Raw genomic sequence first — 20,780 nt, 5'->3', positions numbered from 1 at the left:
CGCGGTACCGTCGCGGGGTGGACCGGCTGCGCATCGCGACCTTCAACCTGCTGCACGGGCAGCCCCTGGCCCGGGACGGGGCCCCGCTGCCCTTCCCCCCGGACCCGGCCGACCCGGCGGCGGCCGCCGCGGGGCTGGCCGAGGCGGTGGCCTCGCTGGACGCCGACGTCCTCGCCCTGCAGGAGGTCGACCGCCACCAGCCCCGGTCCGGACTCGTCGACCAGGCGGCCGTCGCGGCGGAGGCGATGGGCGCCGCCGACTGGCGGTTCGCGGCCGCCCTGCACGGCCGGCCGGCACCGGTCTCCGGCTGGGTGCGGGACCCCTCGGCGACGGGCTTCCGGGTGTACGGGCCCGGGCAGGCCGGCAGCGGCGGCGACCTCCCGTCGTACGGGACGGCGCTGCTGACCCGGCTCCCCGTGCACCACTGGCGGGCCCGGCGCTTCCCGCCCGCACCGTTCGGGCTGCCGCTGCGGGTGGCCGGGCGCCGCGGGCTGACCCGGGTGCCCGACGAGCCGCGGGCGGCGCTGGCGGCGGTCCTGGAGGGGCGGCGGGGGCCGTTCACCGTCGTGGCCGCGCACCTGTCGTTCGTCCCCGGCTGGAACGTCGCCCAGCTCGCGGGCATCCGCCGCTGGATCTCCGACCTGCCGGCGCCCTACCTGCTGCTGGGGGACTTCAACCTGGTCGGGGCGGTGCCGCGGACGGTCCTGGGCGGGGCGGCCGTGGTGGACGGCGTGGCCGTGGCCGCGCCGCGCCTGCGCAGGCGGCGGCCGGCGCCGGCCGGGGCGCAGGCCCCGGCGGCACGGCGGTCCGCCGGGGCCCCCGGACCGACGACCGCACCCGCACCCGCACCCGTGCCGGCGCCCCTGCCCGTGCCCGTGCCGGTGCCCGCGCCGGGAGCCGCCTCCCCGCGGACGGCCCGGCTGCGCGGGGCGGGGGGCCCGGAGGGTCAGCGGGGCCTGCGCCGCCTGCGGGTCCTGTACGGGCAGCGCGCGCCGCGCGGAGGGGCCGCGGGCGAACCGCGGGGCGCGCACGGCCCGCACGGGACGCCGGACGCGGCCGGGGCGCGCCCCGCGGGCGGCGGTCCGGGGGCAGTCCTGGAGGGCGTCCCGGCCGCCCTGCGCGGGCTGCCCGCGCAGGGCGGCGTGCCGGTGCAGGGGGGTCCGGGCGGCCCGCGGGAGGCCCGCCGGGCCGGACTGCGGCGGGTGTCCCGCGAACGGTTCCGCCGCCGCCGGGCGGCGCGCAGCCGGGCCCGGGAGCGGCTGCAGGGGTGGCGCGACCTGGCCCGGACGCCGACCTACCCCTCGCACCGGCCGGCCGTGCAGTTCGACCACGTGCTGGCGGTGGGGGTCCTCCCGGCCTCCGTGGGCGCGGCGGAGAGCCCCCGCACCCCGATCTCCGACCACCGGCCGCTGGTGGTCGAGGTCGACCTCTGAGCCGGGGCGCGGGCCGGGCCCTCTTCCCGGGCCGGCCGGGGCCGACCGGGACCGGCCGGGCCCGGCCGAAGGGGGCCGTCCGGCCGGCACCGGCCGCAGCCGCCCCGACCGCCCGGGAGCCGACCGCCCGGGGCCGGGCGGACCGGGGCCGGGCGGACCGGGGCCGGGCCGCCGGGTCAGCCGCGCTGCGGCACGTGCCCGTTGGGCCGGGGGAGCTGCTCCGGGACGACCACCGGCTCGTACTGCAGCAGCAGCATCGCCGCGTCGTCGCCGAGCTGGCGGCCGACGTGGCGGACCACGTCCTCGTGCACCCGGTCCAGGACCTCGCCGGGCCCGCCGGTCCGGGCGCAGCCGGGCAGGCGGTCCAGCAGCGGGTAGAAGCGGCCCCTGCCGTCGCGCGCCTCGATCACGCCGTCGGTGTAGAGCAGCACCCGGTCGCCCGGCAGGAACGCGGTGCACCGCACCGGCGGCCGCACCGACTCCGGCGGCAGCACGCCGAGCGGCGGCACCGGGGAGAGCGGCTCCAGCAGCCGGACCGGCTCGCCGGCGCGGAGCAGCACCGGCGCGGGGTGGCCGCAGTTGACGATCTCGGCGATCCCGTCGGGGCGGACCCCGATCATCACGAGCGTCACGAACTCCTCCCCCAGCCGGTCGTGGCCGTTCTCCCGCAGCGAGCGGTCGAGGCTGTCGGCCAGCCACCCGGCCACCCGGTCCAGGGCCTGCTCCTGGTGGGCGGCCTCGCGGAAGGCCCCGAGCACGGCGGCGGCGGTCTCCACCGCGCCCAGCCCCTTGCCGCGCACGTCGCCGACGACGGCCCGCACGCCGTGCCGGGTGTTGACCACCTCGTAGAGGTCGCCGCCGATGCGGGCGTGGGCGGCCGCGGCCGCGTAGTGGACGGCGGCCCGCACGCTGCCGACCCGGTCGGGGATGGAGCGCAGCAGCACCCGCTGGGCGATCTCGGCGACCAGCCGGGCGTCGGCGAGGGCCCGCTCCTGGCGCATGCGCAGCACGGCGCTGATCCAGCCGATCACGGTGACCAGGACGACCGCGAGGACGCTGGCGGTGTGGACGGACTCGGTGAGCACGCCGTTGTAGGCGGCCATGCCGAAGGCGCACACCACGGTGACGCCGCCGACGAGCAGGGGGTACCAGGTGCGGCGGCAGACCACGGCGGCCAGCGCCGGGGCGGAGGTGAGGGCGGGCTCGACGGTGACCTCGGACTTGCTGGTCAGGTCGAGGGCGACGATCATCACCAGGGCGAGGAAGGGCAGCGCCAGGGCTGTGCGGGACCAGCCCCCGGCGAGCAGCTGCTTGAGGCGGCGGAGCCGCCCGGTCACGCTCAACGTCGGATTCTCCAGCGGGAAGCGCCCTTGTGGCGGTGACTGAGGGTTAAGCGCAGGGCCTGGCAGGCGGCCGGGGAACGGGGTGACCGGTTACCGACCCCACAATAGGCGCGAAAAGTGCAAGCCGCACAGGTTTTTCACGTACCCGTGACGACTTGGGTGCTCTCCGTGACCCATTCCTCACTGTTCCCGGTCAGGATGCGTTCCAATGCTGTTCGATCGGGGAGATCTGACAGGTATTCGACCCGGCCGCTGCGCACGTACAGGAAGGCGGCCGTGACCTGCTCCGGCGGCAGGCCCTGCTGCTCGGCCCAGGCGAGCCGGTACACCGCCAGCTGGAGCGGGTCGGCGTCCTCCCGCCGGCCGGTCTTCCAGTCCACCACCTCGAAGCGGGGGGCGCCCGGTGACGTTCCGTCGCCGCCCTCGCACCGGTACACCGCGTCGATCCGGCCGCGCACCACCCGCCCCGCCAGCACCAGCTGGAACGGCGCCTCCACCCGGTGCGGGGTGCGGTGGGCGTACGGGGTGCGCAGGAAGGCCTCCTTGAGGCGGGCCAGGTCGCGCTCGTCCTCGATGCCGTCGTCGTCCTCGCCGGGGAGCTCGTCCGGCCCCACCAGCATCAGCGGCTCGAAGCGCGACTCCACCCAGGCGTGGAAGCGGGTGCCGCGGCGGGCCGCGGGCTGCGGCGGCCGCGGCATCGGACGGGCCAGGTCGCGGGCGAAGCCGTCCGGGTCGGCGGCCAGCCGCATCAGCTGGGAGGCGGAGAGCGACGGCGGCACGGGGACGTCCCGCACCGCGCGCCGGGACCGCTCCAGCTCGCCGAGGAGGGCCGCCAGGTCGCGGTCCCAGGACTCCACCAGGCGCCGCTCCTCCGGGGTGGGCGGGGCGGGCGGCACCGCGGGCGGGTGCCCGTCCAGCCGCGCCAGCACCGTGCGGGCGGCCAGCCGGCGCGCGTGCATCGCCGCCGGGTCGAGCGGCAGCGGCCAGGGGGTCTGCTCCGCGGCCCCCAGCGCGGGGTTCTCCTCGTCCTCGCCGGGCGGCTCGGCCCAGGCCTCGACCTCGCCGAGGCCGCCGGGCCGCTCGCAGTGGTCGCGCAGCTGCAGCAGGAAGTCCGAGGGGCCGGCGGGCCGGCGGCGGGACGCCCCCCACCAGTGGCCGGAGGCGAGGAGCAGGCCGCGGGGGCGGGTGAACGCCACGTAGCCCAGGCGCAGCTCCTCCGTCGCGGCCTGCTCCTTCATCAGGGCGGCGAACCCCTTCATGCCGCGGGCGGTCCACTCCGGCGCGGGCGGCAGGGTGTCCGCGTCGCCGCGCAGGGCGTGCGGGAGCACGTGGCGGCGGGCGGTCCAGCGCTCGCGCGCCTTCGTGCTGGGGAACGCGCCCTGCACCAGGCCCGGGACGGCCACCACGTCCCACTCCAGGCCCTTGGCCTTGTGGGCGGTGAGCACCTTCACCGTGTCGTCGCCGCCGGGCAGGGTGCCGTCCAGGCCCCGGTCGTACTCCTGCGCCGCCCGCAGGAAGGCGAGGAACGCGCCGAGGGAGGGGTCCCCGTCGAGGTCGGCGAAGGAGGCCGCGACGTCGAGGAAGGCGTGCAGGGTCTCCCGACGGCGGGCCGCCAGGGCGTGCGGGGAGGCGGCCAGCTCCACGTCGAGGCCGGTCGCGGCGAGCACCCGGTGCAGCACGTCCATCAGCGGCTCGGCGAGGGAGCGGCGCAGGTCGCGGATCTCGCGGGCGAGGCGCGCGAAGCGCACCCGCGCCTCCGGCGAGAACGGCAGCTCGTCCTCCCCGTCGACGCCGCCCGGGTGCAGGAAGGTCTCCAGGGCGTCGGCGAGCGAGACCACCTCGGTGGGGTCGGCCTCGGCGACCGCGTCCGCCAGCCGGTCGGCGGGGTCGCCGCCGCGGTCCACCCGGACCAGGTCGCGGGCGCGGCGGCCGAGGAGCGCCAGGTCGCGCGGGCCGATCCGCCAGCGCGGGCCGACCAGCAGCCGCACCAGGGCGGCGTTGGCCGTGGGGTCCTGCAGCACCTCGCAGGTCGCCACCAGGTCGGCGACCTCGGGCAGGTGCAGCAGCCCGGAGAGGCCCACGACCTCCACGGGCACGTCACGGGCCGTCAGCGCCGCGTGGACGTCGGGGAAGGCGGCGCCGCCGCGGCAGAGCACCGCGATCCGGCCGGGCGCGGTGCCGGTGCGGACCAGGTGGGCGATGGAGTCGGCGAGCCACTCCACCTCCTCGGCGTGGGTGGGCAGCAGCGCGCACCGCACGAAGCCGTCGTGCTCGGCGCCGGGCGCCGGGCGGAGCGCCTCCACGCCCTCGTGCATGGCGCGCAGCGGCTCGGCGAGGCGGTTGGCGAAGTCCAGCAGGCGGCCGCCGCTGCGGCGGTTCTCGCTGAGCGAGTACCGGGCGGCGGGCCGCCCGTCGGCGTGCGGGAAGTGCTCGGGGAACTCGTCCAGGTTCGCCACCGAGGCGCCGCGCCAGCCGTAGATGGCCTGGCAGGGGTCGCCGACGGCGGTGACCGGGTGCCCGCCCGGGTGTTCCGGGCCGCGGCCGAAGAGGCCGGCCAGCAGCAGCCGCTGGGCGACGGAGGTGTCCTGGTACTCGTCCAGCAGCACCACCCGGTACTGGTCGCGCAGCAGCCGCCCGACCTCGGGGCGGGTCTGGGCGAGGGTCGCCGCGGCGGCGATCTGGTCGCCGAAGTCCATCAGCCCGGCGGCCTGCTTGCGGCGCCGGTACTCCTCCACCAGCCCCAGCAGCTCCAGCCGGCCGCGGGCCGCCTCCGGGACCCTGCGCAGCTCCTCGTTGGTGAGCCTCGCCGCGGCCAGGGCGTCGAGCAGGTCCCGGTCGTGGTCACGGAGCCGTTCGGGCGTGACGAGGTGCTCGGCCAGCTCGCCGTCGAGCGCGAGGAGCTCGGCGACGAGGGAGGAGACGGTGCCGGTGAGCGCCCGGTAGGGGCCGCGGGCCGATCCCAGCACCCGGGCGGCGAGCTGGAAGCGGGTGGCGTCGGCGAGGAGCCGCACGTCGGGCTCGATGCCGATCCGCAGGCCGTGCTCCTTGAGGAGACGGCCCGCGAAGGCGTGGTAGGTGGAGATCTCGGGGTCGCCGGGGGCGTCCCCCTCGTCGGCGGGCTCGGGGGTGGAGACCCCGGCGCGGGCCAGGGCCGTCCGCACGCGCTCGGACAGCTCGCCCGCGGCCTTGTTGGTGAAGGTGAGGCCCAGCACCTGCTCGGGCCGCACCAGGCCCCGGCCCACCAGCCAGACCACCCGGGCCGCCATCACCGTCGTCTTGCCCGACCCCGCCCCGGCCACGACCACGGCCGGGGCGGTGGGGGCGGTGATCGCCGCCACCTGCTGGTCGGTGAAGGGGATGCCGAGGAGCTCCTTGAGCTGCTCGGGGCTGGTGATGGCGGCGGACACCCGCACTACGGTAACCGGCGCCGCCGACAGCGCCGCCCGCCGCCCGGCCGGGCGGCGGGACGGTCGCCCGGACGAGCGGCCGGACGAACGGCCGGACGAGCGGTGGGCGGCGCGGCTCCGCGGGGGGTCAGCGTCCCAGCTTGGAGGGGTCGATGACCTGGTCGGCCGGAGGGGTCTGCACGACGACCGGCTCGCCGAAGCCGCCGAAGGTGACCCTGCCGGTCTCCTTGCCCGACGGGTGCGAGATCTTGACCGGGTACGGGGTGCCCGTGACCGGGACGTAGAGCAGGCTCTTGCCGTCCTTCGGGTCGACCGCGCCGACGACGACCATGGTGACCCCGCCCTCGGTGACGGTGCCCTCCTTGGTGTACTTCGTCCCGGTGTCCTTCTCCTTGGCGATCTCGTCGGCGAACTGCTTCAGGTCGCAGAAGGACCCCATGTCCTTCATCTGCCCGTCGGCCTTGAGGTACTTGCCGGCCATCAGCTTCGCGGCCTCGCCGCCGCCGCCGAAGACCTTCAGGAAGGCGGCGTCGGGCTTGATCCACATGCTGGCGCCGGACTTGAGGACCTCGAAGGACCCCATCCCCGGGACGGTCATGTTCCCCGCGCAGTGGCCCTGCCGGTCCAGCGAGACCTTGCCGCCCGTCGTCTTGCCGTCGACCTTGATGTCCAGAGTCATGGTGAGCGAGGGCGCCGACATGAGCGCCTGCTTGGCCTTCTCCGCGATCTGGGCCGCCGGGAGCGCCTCGATGCCGGAGGTCGCGGGGGACGGGGAGGGGCTCGCCGCGGCACCGGCGCCGCCGGAGGGGGCGGCCGCGGTCGAGGAGGAGGATCCCCCGTCGCTGCCGCAGGCGGAGAGCCCGGCTATGGCCGCGGAGCAGGCCAGGACGACGGCGGCGGGACGGGTGATGCGCATACGAATCTCAATTCTGCGGCGGGTGCCGGTGCAAGGGAGGGTGAGTGCCGCGAGACGCTATCAGCCGTCACGGACCAGCCGGGTTGATTTCCTGTCACGCTTCCGTCACCGCACGGCGGCCCCACGGATCCCTCACAGACCCCCCGCATATTCGACGCGCGTCCGTCACTCCACCACGTGGCGTCCCTCGGGCCGGGCCGAGCAGCTGCGCGCGAAGGAGCAGCGGTCGCAGCCCGCGCCGGGGGACGGGGTGAACCGCTCGTCCAGCACCCGGCCGGCGGCCTCGGCGAGCAGCCCCTCGACCCACGGCTCGGCGGGCAGCGCCTCCTGGGCCTGCACCTTCGGCAGGTCGGTGTCCTTGACCGGGGTGCGCAGCTGGACGAGTTCGGCGCCGCCGGGCCGCAGGCCGGCGCCGTCGAGGCCGGGCAGTCCGTCGAGGGCGCCCTCGCGCACGGCCAGCTGGTAGACGGCGAGCTGGGGGTGGCCGGCCACCTCGGCGGCGGTGGGCACCGACTTCCCGGTCTTGAAGTCCACGACGTAGGCGAGGCCCGCGGCGTCCCGCTCGACGCGGTCCATGCTGCCGCGGATCTCCACCGCCCGGCCGCCGGCCTCCAGCGTGACCTCGAAGCCGTGCTCGGTGGCCACCGGCACCCGGCCCCGCTCCAGGGTGTGCCAGTGCAGGAACCGCTCCAGGGCCGCCCGGGCCTCGCGGCGCTCCTGCTCCGACTTCCAGGGGGCGTCGAAGGCGAGGGCGTCCCACACCCGGTCCAGACGCTCCATCAGGACGTCGAGGTCGGCCGGGGTGCGGCCCGAGCCCACCTCGTCGGCGAGGACGTGCAGCACGTTGCCGAAGCCCTGGGCTCCCGAGGAGGCGGTGCGGGCGCGCACCTCCCGGTCCAGGAACCACTGCAGCGAGCAGGCGTCCAGCTGCTCCACCGAGCTGCCGGAGAGCTGCACCGGGCGCGCCGGGTCGCGGAGCGGCGTCTCGGCGGCGGTCGGCTCCTCCAGGCCCCACCAGCGGTCGGGGTGGGCGGCGGGCACCAGCGGCACGCCGTCCTCCCCCGTCGCCGCGGCGAGCCGGGCCAGCCGCTCGGCCGCGGCCAGGCGCAGCCCCGGGGAGGCGGCGGCGTCCACGCTGACGGCGCGCAGCTCGGCGACGAGCGCGGCCGTCGAGAGCGGGCGCCGGGGGCGGTGGGCGACGTCCTCGACCCGGACGGAGGGGACCCGCCGCAGCACACGGCCGTGCCGGTCCGTCTCCTCGCGGTAGAGCTCGCGCAGGAAGCGGGACGGCTCGTCGCCGTCCTCGGACTGCGCCTTGACCGCGGTCACCACCAGCCGCTCCCGGGCCCGGGTGACGGCGACGTAGAAGAGCCGCCGCTCCTCGGCGAGGAGGGCGCCGGGGGGCATGGGGGCGGAGAGGCCGTCCCGGCCGATGCGGTCGGCCTCCAGGAGCGAGCCGCGGCGGCGCAGGTCCGGCCAGAGGCCCTCCTGGACGCCCGCGACGACCACGAGCGGCCACTCCAGGCCCTTGGAGCGGTGCGCGGTCATCAGCCGCACCGCGTCGGGGCGGACCGCCCGCACCGTGAGGGTGTCGGCGGCGATGTCCTGGGCGTCGAGCTCCTCGAGGAAGTTGAGCGCCCCCCGGTGCCCGACGCGCTCCTCGGCACGGGCCGCGGTCTCGAACAGGGCGCACAGGGCGTCCAGGTCGCGGTCGGCGTTGCGGCCCGCCGGGCCGCCGCGCAGCGCGGCCCGCTCCAGCCGGTCCCGCCAGCGGACGCTGCCGTCCCACAGCGCCCAGAGCGCCTCCTCCGCCGTGGCGCCGCCGGCCAGCAGCTCCCGGACCTTGCGCAGCAGCACGCCCAGCTCGCGGGGGCGGCGGGCGTACGCCGGGTCGAGCGCCACCAGGCGCTCGGGCTCGGCCAGGGCCTCGCGGACCAGCTCGTCGGCCGGGCGGACGGCGGCTGCGGACCCCTGCTCCCGCAGTGCGGCCCGCTCCTCCTCGCGCAGGGCCCGGCCCAGGCGGCGCAGGTCGGAGCCGTCCATCCCGCAGAGGGGGCCGGTGAGCAGGGTGTGGGCGACCTCGGCCGTCAGGGGGTCGGGGCCGGCGAGGGGGTCGGGGCCGGCGAGGGGGTCGGGGCCGGCGAGGGGGTCCGCCGCGGCGCCGGCCGGCCCGTCGCCGGGCCCGTCCGGGGCGTCCTCGGCCGGTGCCGACGCGAGGCGGTTGTCGCGCGCGGCGCCGACGGCGGCGGTCCGCAGGGCGAGCAGCAGCGGCGCGACGGCGGGCTCGGCCCGCAGCGGGATGTCGTCGCCGTCGGTCTCCACCGGGACCCCGGCCGCGGTCAGCGCCCGGCGGACGCCCGGTATGGTGCGCCCGCCCGCCCTGACCAGCACGGCCATCGAGCCCCACGGCACGCCGTCCTCCAGGTGGGCGCGGCGCAGCAGGTCGGCGACGCCGTCCAGCTCCGCACCGGGCGTCGGGTAGGTGAGCACCTCGACCCGCCCGCCGTCGCGGACCGGCTCGGGCGAGCGGTGGGCGGCGAGCGCCGCGGCGGGCAGCCGCCCCACCGGGATGCGCCGGGCCACCTCGCGGGAGGCGGCCAGCAGGACGGACCCGGAGCGCCGGGACACCCGCAGCACCCGGACGTCGGCCGGGCGGCCGTCCCGCCGCGGGAAGGCCGTGGGGAAGTCGAGGATGCCGTTGACGTCGGCGCCGCGGAAGGCGTAGATCGACTGGTCGGGGTCGCCCACCGCGACCAGGTCCCGGCCGTCGCCGGCGAGGGCCCGCAGCAGCCGCACCTGCGAGGGGTCGGTGTCCTGGTACTCGTCGACGAAGACCGCCTCGTAGCGGGCGCGCAGCGCCGCGGAGACCTCCGGCCGCTCCGCCAGCAGCACGGCGCGGTGGACCAGCTCCGCGTAGTCGAGCACGCCCTGCAGGTCGAGGACGTCCAGGTACTCGGCGTAGAAGTGGGCCGCCGCCGCCCAGTCGGGGCGGCCGTCGCGGGCGGCGAAGCGGCGCAGCTCGGCCGGGTCCAGCGCCAGCTCGCGGCTGCGGGCCAGCACCGCGCGCACCTCGTCGGCGAAGCCGCGGGTGGTCAGGCAGGCCCGGAGGTCGTCGGGCCAGGCGATGCGCCCCTCGCCGCGCCGGGCGTCCTCCGCGTCGCCGGCCAGCAGCTCGCGGACCATGACGTCCTGCTCGGGTCCGGAGAGCAGGCGGACCGGCTCGGCGAAGAGGTCGGGGTCCTGGTGGGCGCGGACCAGGGCGTAGCAGAAGGAGTGGAAGGTGGTGGCCTGCGGCACGGCCCCGAACCCGGCCCCGGCCCCGGTCCCGGCCCCCGCGCCGGAGCCGAGCCGGGCGGCCATCCGGTCGCGCAGCTCCGCGGCGGCCCTGCGGCTGAAGGTGAGCACCAGCAGGCGCTCGGGGTCGGCCCCCCGGGCGATCCGGGCCGCCACCGCCTCCACCAGCGTGGTGGTCTTGCCCGTGCCGGGTCCGGCGAGGACCAGCAGCGGCCCGCCCGCGTGGTCGGCGACGGCCCGCTGGTACGCGTCCAGCTCGGGCGGCGCCGACGGCGGCAGGGGGCCGCGCACCAGGCGGAAGGGGGAGGCGGGCGAGGTCACGGGCGGTTCCTGGGGGCTGCGGGCGTGGTGCGGACCCCGCCGGGCCGGGTGCGGCGGACGGGGAGGGCTGCGCCTCCCGTGCCGCGTCCGACCCCCGTGGGGTCCGCAGCCGTCGAGCTTACGATGTTCTCCCGACGGTCCCGTCCGCGTCCGGGCTTCCCGGAAACACCCACCCGTTCGAGTGCGGCAGGTGTGCGCGGGCGGCGGACGCTCCGGCGCGGAGGGAGGCTCAGGCCCCGTCCCACCGGGCGCGGGCCATGTCCACGCGCTGCGGGGCACCGGTCCGGGAGGTGCGCAGCGGCGTGCCCTCCTCCCGGTAGCGGGCGAGCGCGCGCCGCTCGTGGCCGGGCAGGAACGCCCCGTCCGCCCGGACCACCCGCCACCACGGGACCGCGCCGCCGTAGAGCGCCATCACCCGGCCGACCTGGCGGGGGCCGCCCTGCTCCAGGAACTCCGCGACGTCCCCGTACGTCATCACGGTGCCGGGCGGGATGCGCTCGGCGAGGTCGAGCACCCGCTCGGCGAACGGCGGGAGCGCCCCGTCGGCCCCCGGGCCGCCGTCCCCGAGACCGCCGTCCCCGAGACCGCCGTCCCCGGGCCCGTCGGCCGCCGTCGGTTCCGTCGCCCGCCGCCCTGTCCCCTGCTGCCGCGTCTCCCGCTGCTCCATCCCCGGGATTCTGCCGCACCCGGCGCGCCGGGGCCTGTGACGCGAGGCACGTCACAGGCCCCGTGCCGCCCCCTGCCCTGCACGCACCGCCCGGGCATGCCACCATCTTCGGGGCGGTGAATGGTGATACGAGGACACGAGCAGATGACGGGGAAGACCGGCGAGGAGGCCGGCCGGGGGGCGGCCGGCCCCGACACCGCCGTGCCCGCACACCCCGGCCCGGAGGGGGCTCCCCCGGCGCGGAGCACCGTTGAGGGCCCCGGGGAGGAGGCGGCCCCGGAGCGGGTCTCCCTGGTCAGGACGGACCGTCCCGCCCCCGCGGAGCCCGCCGCCCCGCACCCGGAGGTGCCGGCCGCCGGCTCCCACGTCTCCGTGGACGAGCCCCTGCTGGCCGCCCGGGTGCACCGCCCCTCGGACCTGATCCGCTTCCTCGCCGGGCTGCTCGGCGTGATCGCGGTGTTCGTCCTCGCGAACATCGCCCAGAACACCACCACCGGCATCGAGAACGACATCACCGTCGGCGCCACCAAGGTCCCGGGCTTCCTCACCACCGTCGTGGGGCTCGTCTCCAGCGTGGCGGTCCTGGTGGTCCCGGTCGCCTTCGCCGTCGAGCGGCTGATCAAGCGCGACGGCCTGCGGGTCGCGGACGGCGTGCTCGCCGCGGTGCTGGCCCACGGCCTGTCCCTGGGCATCGACCTGTGGGTCGCCGAGGCCGCGTCCGACAACATCCGCAGCGCCCTCACCCGGATCGCACAGCCCGGCGGCGGCCTCACCGACCCCGTGCACGGCTACCTCGCCCCCGTCATCGCGTACATGACCGCGGTGGGCATGGCGAGCCGGCCCCGCTGGCGCGTCGCCCTGTGGGCGGTGGTCGTCCTCAGCGGCGGCACCGAGCTCCTCAGCGGCTACACCACCCCCCTGTCCCTGGTGCTCACCGTCCTCCTCGGCTGGACCGTCGCCTACGGCACCCTGTACGCGATCGGCTCCCCGAACGTCCGCCCCACCGGGCACACCCTGCTCGCCGGCCTGCGCAAGGTCGGCTTCGCCCCGGTCAGCGCCCACCGCGCCCCGGACGCGCCGGGCGGCGCCCGCCGGTACTACGTGGTCCAGGGCGACGGCGTCCCGCTCGACGTGCACGTCATCGACCGCGAGCAGCAGGCCTCCGGGTTCTTCTACCGCCTGTGGCGGCAGCTGCAGCTGCGGTCGGTCTCGGTGCGGCGCAGCCCGCAGTCGCTGCGCGGAGCCCTGGAGCAGGAGGCCCTGATCGCCTACGCGGCCACCGCCTCCGGGGCGCGGGCACCGCACCTGGTCGCCACCTCCGAGCTGGGCCCGGACGCCGCCATCCTCGTCTACGAGCACACCGAGGGCCGCACCCTCGACCAGCTCCCCGACGAGGAGGCCACCGACGGGCTGATGACCGACCTGTGGGAGTCCGTCAAGGCGCTGCACGACCGCCGGATCGCCCACCGGAGGCTCACCGGCGAGTCGCTGCTGCGGACGGACGACGGGTCGGGCCGCCTGGTCAACCTCTCCGGGGGCGACATCGCCGCCGGCGACCTGGCCCTGCGGATGGACGTCGCGCAGCTGCTCACCACCTTCGCCCTGCGCACCGGGCCCGAGCGGGCGGTCGCCGCGGCCGCCGGGGTGCTCGGGCCGCGGCGGGTGGCGGCCTCGCTGCCGCTGCTGCAGCCGGTGGGGCTGAGCCGGTCCACCCGGCTGGAGCTGCGGCAGTCCAACCGGGCGCGCCGGGCGGCCGCCCGCGCCGCCGCCGACGCCCGGGTCGCCGCCGAGGAGATCACGCAGGCGGAGGCCGACGAGGAGCTGGCGGACGGCACCCGCTACGACCTGCTGGCCCGCATCCGCGAGCAGGTGCTGGAGATGGTGCCGGAGGCCCCGATCGCCCCGGTGCGGCTGCAACGGCTGCGGCCCAGGACGCTGATCAGCATCGTGGCCGGGGCCATGGCGGTCTACCTGCTCTTCTCCAGCCTGGGCCACGTCCGCCCGGCCGAGCTGCTCGGGGAGGCCGACTGGGGCTGGGCGTTGGGCGCGGTGGGCGCCTCCGCGCTCAGCTACGTCGCCGCGGCGATGAGCCTCACCGGGTTCGTCCCCGAGCGGCTGTCGTTCGGGAAGGCCGTGCTGGCCCAGGTGGCGGGCTCGTTCGTCAAGCTGGTGGCGCCCGCCGCGGTCGGCGGCGTCGCGCTCAACGCGCGCTTCCTGCAGCGCGCGGGGGTGCGCCCCGTCCAGGCGGCGGCCAGCGTGGGCGCCTCCCAGCTCGCCGGCCTGGGCTGCCACATCCTGCTCCTGCTGGCCTTCGGGTACGTCGCCGGCAACGAGCAGACCCAGGACCTGACGCCCTCCCGCACCGTGATCGCCGGCCTGCTGACCGTCGCGGTGCTGATCCTGGTGGTCGCCGCGATCCCGCCGATGCGCCGCTGGCTGATGGCCCGGCTGCGGCCGCTCCTCACCGGTGTGATCCCGCGCATGCTCGACCTGGTGCAGCGGCCCTCGCGGCTGGTCACCGGCTTCGGCGGGACCATCCTGCTGACCATCGCCTTCGTCACCTGCCTGAACCTGTCGCTGCGGGCCTTCGGCGGGGAGCTCAGCTTCGCCGCCACGGCCGTGGTGTTCCTGGCGGGCAACGCCGTCGGGTCCGCCATCCCCACCCCGGGCGGCATCGGCGCCATCGAGGCCGCGCTCACCGGCGGCCTCACCGCGGCGGGGGTCGCCTCCCCCACGGCGTTCTCCGCGGTGCTGCTCTTCCGGCTGCTGACCTTCTGGCTGCCCGTCCTGCCCGGCTGGGGCTGCTTCGCCTACCTGCAGCGCAAGAAGGCCCTCTAGGAACGGTCCGGCCGGCCGTGGGACCGGCCCGTGCCCGGGTCGCCGGTGCGGGCACAGGGCGGGGCGGGGCGGGGCGCCCACCCGACGCCGTGCGGGGGGCGGCTGCGGCCGTTCCCACCGGCCGGCACCGGCCCGCCGCGGTCGGCAGGCCGGTGCCTACCCGGCGGAGTGCGGGCCCGTCGTGCCCGTGAACGGGAAGAGGGGATAGCCCTCCGTGCACGGCCCTCCGGGCGGCTGGTACGGCCAGCCCATCCCCCACCGGTACAGCAGGGCCAGACCGACGCCCGCCGCGACCGGCGCGAGCCACAGGACCGCCCGCCCGCCCCGAGGGGGCCACCGCCGCAGCGCGAGCTGGAACAGCAGCAGCACCAGGGTCGTGCAGAGCCACACGGCGGACATCGTCATCTGCAGGCCGACGGTGCCGCCGGCGTCGTTCCCGAGCGGGCAGCCCGCCCACGACCGGACGGTCCACACCGTGCCGCCGTACACGCCGAAGGCGGCGACGACGGGAGCCAGCAGGTACCAGCCGCACCCCTGGGCAGGAGCGGGCGGCCTGCCTTCCGCCCTCGTGCCGTGCATTCCCGTGCCTCCCCGGACGACCTCGCCGCGGAGGGGCCGGCCGGGCCGGCGCCCCCCTGCGGCGGACGGACCGCCTCACCCGCACGGACCGGGGAAGGACAGGATCGGTTCCCGCCCGGGCCTCCCCGCCTCGACCGGCAGGCCGGGCCCCCTCCGGGCCCCGTCCGGGCAGGAGGCTCCCCCCGGTCGCGGCGGGCTCAGGGCGGGCCGGGGCCGAGCAGCCAGAACGCGCCGTAGGCGGCCGAGACCAGCGCGGCGGCGCCCAGGACGGCGGCCGCACGGCGGGGGCGCAGCCGGGCCAGCGCGAGGGACACGGGGAGCAGCAGGGGGAAGGCGGGCATGAGCAGGCGGGGCCTGGAGCCGAAGTAGCCCGCACCGGTGAGGGCCAGCGCGAGGACGACGCCCGTGTACACCAGCAGCGGCAGCGGCTGGCGCTGCCGTACGCAGCGGGCGTACAGCCAGGCGAGCAGGGCGACGCCGGCCAGCAGCCCGAGGCCGCCGGCGTACGGGGGCGCGGTGAGCTGGCGGAGGACGAAGCGGGCGAAGGCCGCGCCGCCGTCGAAGCCGTTGCCCCAGCCGCCCTGGACGTCGAGGTAGCCAGTGGGGCTGCCGGTGCGGAACCCGACCCAGGCGACGTACCCGAGCCAGCCGAGCGGGGCCGCCGCCAGGCCCGCCGCCACGCCCGCCGCCGTGCGGGGCGCGGCGGGGCGGCCGGCGGCGGGGCCCCCGGCGGCGGTGCCTCCGGGCGGACCGGGGCGGCCGGTCCGGGCGCGGTACAGGTCGAGGGCGGCCGTCGCCCACACCGCGGCGACCAGCGCGACGCCGACCGGCCGGGTCAGCCCGGCGAGGGCGGCCAGGACCCCCGCAGCGGCCCACCGGCGGGCGAGCAGGGCGTACAGGGACCAGGCGGCCAGCGCGGTGAAGAGCGACTCGGTGTACGCCATCGACTGCACGGCGGCGGTCGGCAGCACCCCCCAGAGCACGGCGAGCAGGACGCCCGTGCGGCGGCCGTGGAGGCGGTCGCCGACGGCGAAGAGCCCCCAGGCGGCGGCGAGCGCGGCGAGGGCGCTCACGGCGAGCCCCGCGTCGGGCGGGCCGAGTGGCGTCACGGCGGAGAGCGCGCGCTCCAGCCAGGGCAGCAGGGGGAAGAAGGCCAGGTCGGAGTGGATCCGGCCGCCGGGCAGGTGGAGCGTGAAGCCGTAGCCGTGCCCGGCGATGCGGGCGTACCAGATCGAGTCCCAGCGGCCCGAGAGGAGCTTGTGGGCGCTCCTGCCCTCCGCACCGGCCCACGCGGCGAGGACGTCGAGGCCGAGCAGCCGCACCGCGGCGTACGCCAGCAGAGCGGGCGCGGCGCGGCGGACGGCCGCCCGCGCGGCCCGGCCGCGGGACGGCGGCGCGGCACCGGGGACCGGGCGGTCGGGGGCAGCAGTGGCGGTGGTGTCCGACGGGGTACCTGCCGGCACCTGGCCGTCGGGAGGCGGGCCGTCGCCGGCGGGGTCCGGGCGGCCGCCCGGGGCGGCGAGGGGTGCTGCGGAGTTCACCGGAGCGATTATCCAGGCCCGGGACCGCCGACGGGCCGGGCGGCATCCGCCTGACGCCCGGAGCGGCGCTGTCCGGAGGATCGGACGGGTATCGGTAGGATCCTCCGGCGCACCCATGCGGAGGCTGCCCTCTAGCGTGTCCTTCCGTGAACGACGAAGCGGAGCACGTGCTCGACTGGCTGCAGGGCTGGTACCTCTCGCACTGCGACGGACGGTGGGAGCACGAGCGGGGTGTCCAGATCGACACCCTGGACAACCCCGGCTGGACGGTCTCCGTCGACCTCCGGGGAACACCCCTCGAAGGGCGCGCGTACCCCCGTCGGGAGATCGACCGCAGCGACGACGACTGGGTGGAGGCATGGTCGGCCAGAGGTGCCTTCCACGCGGCGTGCGGGCCGCGGAACCTCACGGAGGCGCTCATGCTCTTCCGCACGTGGGCGGAGGAGTGCGCGAGCGGCACCGCCTGACCGCGAGGCACAGTCCGGTACGGGAGGGGGCGGGAGGCCTCGGGCAACCTGGGGAGCGGCGCTCGCAAGGCCCCCCGGAGCCATTCGCGGCGCAGAGGCGGGACGGCCCCGGGCAGGGAAGGCCCGGGGCCGTCTCCGAACCGTGGAACGTCGGTCAGGACCGGCCGGCCATGACAACGTCCGACGACATGGGCGTCGACAGGAGGACACCCAGTTGGCCGGCGCGGTTCGGCGAGCCGGCTGATCAGTAGACGGGCTAGCCAGCCAGCATGGCGCATGAGCTGTGTGTTTGTGGTGCGCTCACCCGCCCTGGGCCGTCGTGGGGCCGTCACCCGATACGGGGCCATTCCCGAAGGCCCTGTCGACAGCCTCTCGGGTTCGCTTCTCACTGCTCGGCATGAGGTGGGTGTAGGTCCGGAGCGTGAAGCCAGGATCATGGTGCCCCAGGTACTCGCTGAGAGCCTTGATGCTCTCCCCCGCGTCCAGCAGGACCGACGCATAGAAGTGGCGAAGGGCATGCATGCCGTTCTCACGTCCATGAGGTACGTCGGCCGCGGTCAGTGCGGGACGCCACACCGACCGGTTGAAGGCGTTCCTGTTCACTGCCAGCCCACGGTCTGTGAAGAGCAGCGCCGCCGTGACGGGCGGACCGTCCACAGTGCGCCACGGCAGAGTGACGCTGAGCGGCGGATGGCTGGTGATGTGCTGCTCCAGGGACCGGGCGATGGACTCGGGCAGCGGCACCGTACGAGCTTTGCCACTCTTCGGCGGGGCGAACACCGGACGGTTCCGGATGAGCTTGACCTGTCGCGTCACGTGCACCAGGCCCTCGATCGAGTCGAGGTCCTCGACAGCCAAGCCCAGGACCTCCCCCTGTCGCATGCCGCAACCGCCGGCCAGATCCACGATCGGCCGGTACCTCTCAGGCAGAGCAGCCCGCACGGCCAGGACTTGCTTGCCTCGCCATGGGACCACTCGTCGGGCATCCAGGCGAGGGGCACGGACCGAAGACGAACGGCACGGGTTGTGCGGGATGACGCGGTCGTCCACGGCCGCGTTAAGCATCGTGCACAGGTTGGCGAAGATGACGCGCTGATAGGCGGGCGCCAACCGCTGGTCCTGGAGCTGCCGGAGCCACTCACGGACGTGCAACGGCTTGAGTGACCCCAGGGGGCGCGAGCCGAGGTGCGGCAGCACGTGCAGGCGGATGCGCTGCTCGGTGCTGACATAGGTACCCGGGTCCATGGTGAGCGAGCCCAACCAGCGCTCGGCGTACTGCTTCACTGTGATGCGTCCGGCACGGGGATCGGCGTACTGCCCCCTTGCCATGTCGGCCTCGACCTGAGTGAGCCATGCCTCCGCCTGGCGCTTATGCCGGTCGGGGAAGGACTGGCTGCGTTCGGTGCCGTCGGGACCGACGTACCGGGCGCGGTAGCGCATCCCGGTGCCGTGGCGGTCGGTCTTGACCTTGACGGGCTTGCTGTCGGGGCCGGGCTCGGTCTTGTACCAGCGGTCCTGGACGTGCCCGGCCATCAGGCCACCTCCTCACTCAGCGACTCGATCCAGGCGTGCACCTTGGCGGGGTCGAAGCGCAGGTGCCGGCCGACGCGGAAGCCGGGCGGGCCGGTGCGCTTGCGGCGCCACTGGTAGACGGTCTCCACGCTCGGCAGACAGAACATGACGACCAGGTCCTCGGGGGTGAGGTACCGGTCCGGAAGTGCCCCCCTCACAGCCATGCGGATGCTTCCTCCTCTTCGGCCAGCAGTGCGGCCATCTCCTCTCGGGCGGTGGTGCGGTTCTCGTGGCGCTCGCGGGCGACGGAGGCCGCGAGCAGGGATTCGCCGGGGGTGTTGCCGGACCCGGCGTAGGTCCAGTGGGCCAGGACGAGGGTCTCGGCCTCGGGCAGGTCGTCCAGGTCGGGCAGTCCGGCGGCCAGCAGCCGGGCGCGGAGGTCGTCGTGGGCCTGGGCGGCGCGGTAGTCGGCGCGGACCTGCCGGAGGGCGCCGAGGGTGACCGAGTAGCGGGGGGACTTGGTGGAGAAGTGGCCGCGGAAGCCGAGCATGTGCGACCAGTGGGCCAGCCGCCGGTCGGGGTAGGCCGGGTCGAGGTCCCAGCAGGTCTCGATGAGGCGGCGGGTGTGGTCGGGCAGCTCCAGGCGCTCCAGGTCGTGCCGCTCGATGATGCGGCGGTCGGCCATGCCGGTGGTCTCGGCTGCCTTGGTGGCGTACTTGGCGACGTAGGAGGCCACGGCCTGTTCGGTCAGCTCGCCGGTGGCCAGGGCGCCGATGGGGCGGACGTCGACCTGGTCGCCCCAGCGCAGCACGCGTGCCGGGTGGTCCCCGGTGGCGGCCAGCGGGACCCAGGCGGCGCGGGCGGCGGCGCGGATCGCGTCGTCCAGCAGGGCGAGGGTGGCCCAGGGCGGCGGGGTTGTGTTGGCGCCGTCGGGGCCGTCGAGGCGGATGACGGCGTGGAAGTGGACGGCGCCCCGGCGCTGGTACTCGGCGACCTTCCCGAAGGAGACCCGCACGTGTTCGCCGAGGCGGGTGCGGGGGATGCCGGCGCGGGTGGCGATCTCGCGGCGCAGGTAGACGGTGAAGCGGCGCCACAGGTCGGGGGCGTGGTTGTTCCAGAGCACGGCGTGGGCGTAGTCGTAGCGGTCCGGGTCCAGGGGGGTGCCCAGGCGGGGGTCGCTCTCGGGGTGGGGGGTGCCGCAGCGGCAGGCTCCGGTGTCGGGGCGGTTGTGGACCGGGCCGAAGGAGGGGGCGGTGAGGGTGGCGAACACGCGCGGGTGGGTGCGCACGGTGCCGGGGACGCCCTTGGCGGTGTCGCCGACCAGGCCTGCGCGGATGAGGTGGTAGGTGTCGGCGGCGTAGGTGCGGGCGCAGGCGGGGCAGCGGGTGGCGCGGCGGTTGCCGCAGGCGAGCTTGAGGCGGTGGCCGGGCTGGTCGTGGGTGGAGAACTCGTGCCACACGGCGCCGGTGGGGGCGTGGACGAGCTTGCGGAAGCCGCGGATGTGGATCGGGCGGGCGCAGCCGCCGGTGCGGGTGATCTGGTGGTGCAGGGCGGGCAGGTCGCCCCGGGAGCACAGCCGCGCCAGGTCGGCCAGGGCGGCGGGGTCGGTGCCCCCGGGGAGGGTGGTCGGGTCGGTCACGCGGCCACCGCCGAGACGGCCGGCACCGGAGCGGGGAGCGCGGCGGGGAGGGGCTCGGGTCCGGTGAGGGGTCCGAAGGTGGGGTCGGCCGGGCAGATCACGTCCCCGTCGTGGGTCAGCACCCGCACTCCGCCCCCGCGCACCCAGCGCCAGCCCGGGGCGGGGGCGAGGCAGCGCGGGCAGTGGCCGGGAACTGTCACCCGGGCGCGGCGGGCCAGGCTCAGGAGGGCGGCGCGGTCGACGGCGGCCGGGGCGCTCACGCGGCCACCCCGGTTCCGGGCAGCGCCGCCGTGGCGTGGATCGGGCAGGGCCGCAGGAACGGGCTGTCGTCGTCGAAGTCCTCCAGCGGAATCCTGACCCACCCGGTGAAGCCGCCGTTCTCCGGCCACACCGGCAGGTGGCACGGGCACAGGCCCCGCACCCCCAGGAGGGCGTCGGTGCAGCCGCACGGGACCATCGCCCCGGCCGTTCCGCACACCGACCCGTCCCGGTCGGGGTACCGCAGCGTCCCGGCGCAGTCCTCGCACAGGTCCGCGTCCCGCCGGGAGAGCGGAGCCGTGAGCATTGCGTGCATGATGGAAGCTCCCTTGAGAGAGGGACCGGGGCGGCGGCTTGCTTGGCGGTAGGGCGCCGTCCCGAGCTGTCTTGAGTGTCATAGTACGCTTAGGACGCTTAGCGTCAAGACACATGAGTGACCTAGGCCGTGTCTGACAAATGATCATGTCTGGGGTTCGCGGAGCCACAGGATGAGTGAGGCCAGGACGAGGCCGGTGCGGTAGCGGGTGGCGAGCTTGTCGAAGCGGGTGGCGATGGCGCGGAACTG

Annotated in this window: 15 protein-coding genes and 1 pseudogene; 3 read left to right on the top strand and 13 right to left on the bottom strand. The window is 76.6% G+C overall.

Annotated features, from left to right (window positions below; all coding sequences use genetic code 11):
• The first annotated feature begins 17 nt into the window (after positions 1-17).
• Entirely contained in the window at positions 18-1,433 is a 1,416-nt protein-coding gene (locus tag LO771_RS10490) for an endonuclease/exonuclease/phosphatase family protein (RefSeq protein ID WP_230650315.1), read from the top strand.
• Between the two features lie 176 nt (positions 1,434-1,609).
• On the opposite strand, the gene LO771_RS10485 is transcribed toward LO771_RS10490, so the two are convergent.
• The 5 genes from LO771_RS10485 to LO771_RS10465 form a co-directional block, all read right to left on the bottom strand.
• Positions 1,610-2,770, bottom strand: a complete 1,161-nt coding sequence (locus tag LO771_RS10485) for a PP2C family protein-serine/threonine phosphatase (RefSeq protein ID WP_230650947.1) — start codon at positions 2,768-2,770, stop codon at positions 1,610-1,612.
• A 143-nt stretch (positions 2,771-2,913) separates the two neighbouring features.
• On the bottom strand, positions 2,914-6,183 hold the full coding sequence (locus tag LO771_RS10480; RefSeq protein WP_230650312.1) for an ATP-dependent DNA helicase: 3,270 nt from the start codon (positions 6,181-6,183) through the stop codon (positions 2,914-2,916).
• 127 nt (positions 6,184-6,310) lie between these two features.
• A complete protein-coding gene (locus tag LO771_RS10475) occupies positions 6,311-7,099 on the bottom strand; it encodes a hypothetical protein (protein ID WP_230650309.1) in 789 nt (262 codons plus the stop codon).
• Positions 7,100-7,264: 165 nt separating this feature from the next.
• Entirely contained in the window at positions 7,265-10,714 is a 3,450-nt protein-coding gene (locus tag LO771_RS10470) for an ATP-dependent DNA helicase (RefSeq protein WP_230650306.1), read from the bottom strand.
• 229 nt (positions 10,715-10,943) lie between these two features.
• Positions 10,944-11,381 (bottom strand): MGMT family protein, encoded by a 438-nt coding sequence (locus tag LO771_RS10465; RefSeq protein WP_230650303.1) that lies wholly within the window; start codon positions 11,379-11,381, stop codon positions 10,944-10,946.
• Between the two features lie 144 nt (positions 11,382-11,525).
• Here LO771_RS10465 and LO771_RS10460 point away from each other — a divergent pair, with 144 nt between their 5' ends.
• Positions 11,526-14,219: a lysylphosphatidylglycerol synthase transmembrane domain-containing protein gene (locus LO771_RS10460; protein ID WP_230650301.1), complete on the top strand. Its 2,694-nt coding sequence runs from the start codon at positions 11,526-11,528 to the stop codon at positions 14,217-14,219.
• 156 nt (positions 14,220-14,375) lie between these two features.
• Here LO771_RS10460 and LO771_RS10455 read toward each other — a convergent pair whose 3' ends face one another.
• Positions 14,376-14,798, bottom strand: coding sequence for a hypothetical protein (locus LO771_RS10455; RefSeq protein ID WP_230650298.1), 423 nt, complete (start codon positions 14,796-14,798; stop codon positions 14,376-14,378).
• A gap of 197 nt (positions 14,799-14,995) precedes the next feature.
• Positions 14,996-16,339 (bottom strand): glycosyltransferase family 39 protein, encoded by a 1,344-nt coding sequence (locus tag LO771_RS10450; RefSeq protein WP_374228129.1) that lies wholly within the window; start codon positions 16,337-16,339, stop codon positions 14,996-14,998.
• A 146-nt stretch (positions 16,340-16,485) separates the two neighbouring features.
• Between LO771_RS10450 and LO771_RS10445 the strand changes: the two genes are divergently transcribed.
• On the top strand, positions 16,486-16,806 hold the full coding sequence (locus LO771_RS10445; protein ID WP_230650295.1) for an immunity 53 family protein: 321 nt from the start codon (positions 16,486-16,488) through the stop codon (positions 16,804-16,806).
• A gap of 300 nt (positions 16,807-17,106) precedes the next feature.
• Here LO771_RS10445 and LO771_RS10440 read toward each other — a convergent pair whose 3' ends face one another.
• The 6 genes and pseudogenes from LO771_RS10440 to LO771_RS10415 form a co-directional block, all read right to left on the bottom strand.
• Entirely contained in the window at positions 17,107-18,339 is a 1,233-nt protein-coding gene (locus LO771_RS10440) for a site-specific integrase (protein ID WP_230650292.1), read from the bottom strand.
• Positions 18,339-18,542: an AlpA family transcriptional regulator gene (locus tag LO771_RS10435; RefSeq protein ID WP_230650289.1), complete on the bottom strand. Its 204-nt coding sequence runs from the start codon at positions 18,540-18,542 to the stop codon at positions 18,339-18,341. The genes LO771_RS10440 and LO771_RS10435 overlap by 1 nt, the downstream gene beginning before the upstream one ends.
• Positions 18,533-19,957: a replication initiator protein RepSA gene (repSA, locus tag LO771_RS10430; RefSeq protein ID WP_308188873.1), complete on the bottom strand. Its 1,425-nt coding sequence runs from the start codon at positions 19,955-19,957 to the stop codon at positions 18,533-18,535. Before repSA ends, LO771_RS10435 begins: the two co-directional genes overlap by 10 nt.
• A complete protein-coding gene (locus LO771_RS10425) occupies positions 19,954-20,217 on the bottom strand; it encodes a hypothetical protein (RefSeq protein WP_230650286.1) in 264 nt (87 codons plus the stop codon). The genes repSA and LO771_RS10425 overlap by 4 nt, the downstream gene beginning before the upstream one ends.
• Positions 20,214-20,531, bottom strand: a complete 318-nt coding sequence (locus tag LO771_RS10420; RefSeq protein ID WP_230650282.1) for a hypothetical protein — start codon at positions 20,529-20,531, stop codon at positions 20,214-20,216. The genes LO771_RS10425 and LO771_RS10420 overlap by 4 nt, the downstream gene beginning before the upstream one ends.
• A 144-nt stretch (positions 20,532-20,675) precedes the next feature.
• Positions 20,676-20,780, bottom strand: a pseudogene (locus LO771_RS10415) (IS5/IS1182 family transposase); the annotation flags it as partial.

The organism is Streptacidiphilus sp. ASG 303, assembly GCF_020991365.1.
GTDB lineage: Bacteria > Actinomycetota > Actinomycetes > Streptomycetales > Streptomycetaceae > Peterkaempfera.
This window is presented reverse-complemented; position numbering and strand designations above follow the sequence as displayed.

Coding starts and splice junctions, on each gene's coding strand:
- LO771_RS10420 (WP_230650282.1), bottom strand. CDS start 20,531: ATGCACGCAATGCTCACGGCTCCGCTCTCCCGGCGGGACGCGGACCTG.
- LO771_RS10465 (WP_230650303.1), bottom strand. CDS start 11,381: ATGGAGCAGCGGGAGACGCGGCAGCAGGGGACAGGGCGGCGGGCGACG.
- LO771_RS10475 (WP_230650309.1), bottom strand. CDS start 7,099: ATGCGCATCACCCGTCCCGCCGCCGTCGTCCTGGCCTGCTCCGCGGCC.
- LO771_RS10455 (WP_230650298.1), bottom strand. CDS start 14,798: ATGCACGGCACGAGGGCGGAAGGCAGGCCGCCCGCTCCTGCCCAGGGG.
- LO771_RS10460 (WP_230650301.1), top strand. CDS start 11,526: ATGACGGGGAAGACCGGCGAGGAGGCCGGCCGGGGGGCGGCCGGCCCC.
- LO771_RS10440 (WP_230650292.1), bottom strand. CDS start 18,339: ATGGCCGGGCACGTCCAGGACCGCTGGTACAAGACCGAGCCCGGCCCC.
- LO771_RS10435 (WP_230650289.1), bottom strand. CDS start 18,542: ATGGCTGTGAGGGGGGCACTTCCGGACCGGTACCTCACCCCCGAGGAC.